The organism is Arthrobacter sp. 10N410, assembly GCF_056394945.1.
Genome location: NZ_JBFTIP010000018.1, coordinates 1 through 562 on the forward strand (window position 1 = coordinate 1; position 562 = coordinate 562).

Sequence of the window (562 nt, forward strand, 5' to 3'; positions counted from 1 at the left end):
CGGCCCGCTCGAACTGGCCGGTGGCGCTGACCTGGCCGGCCCCGTCGGCGGCCGTGCCGGTGTCTCGTTGGAGGCGTTCGAGGAGGTCGCGGTAATCGATGGTGACCATGACCTGGGGCCGGAGCCCTCCGGTGGCGGGCAGTGCGCCGCAAGCCAGGGCCACTTTGCAGGCGCCGACCAGGCCGTCGAGGGATTTCTGCGGCCTCGACCGCCGGTCGAGCAGTGTTTCTTCGGCGCCTGCCGCGCCGCGTGGCTCGCCGCCTGATTCGCTGCCCGCGCTCCCGGTTGCCGCATCACCGGGAGCTTGGGTGCCGGTGCGGGGGTTGGTGGCGGTGTTCATCACGGTCAGCAGGTGTTCGAACTGTTCGGTCGTGGCGAAGATTTCCAGATGCTGCAGGCCATGGCGGGGTTTGCGGAGGAACGCGCCCTGTAACTGGCGCAGGACCTCCTCGGAGGGTTCGGCGCCGTCCTGGTCGATCGCGTCCGTCCAGCGCCTCGCGACCCGGGCCAGGAAATCCGGGTCGTGCTCCACTGCGGTCCGGGTCAGGGCATGTTCCATCCG

General features: G+C 70.3%; 1 protein-coding gene. It reads right to left on the bottom strand.

What is annotated here, in order from left to right; translation table 11 throughout:
- A partial coding sequence (locus AC1DB8_RS16560) for a DUF222 domain-containing protein (RefSeq protein ID WP_476893650.1) occupies nucleotides 1-562 on the bottom strand: 562 nt, incomplete at both ends.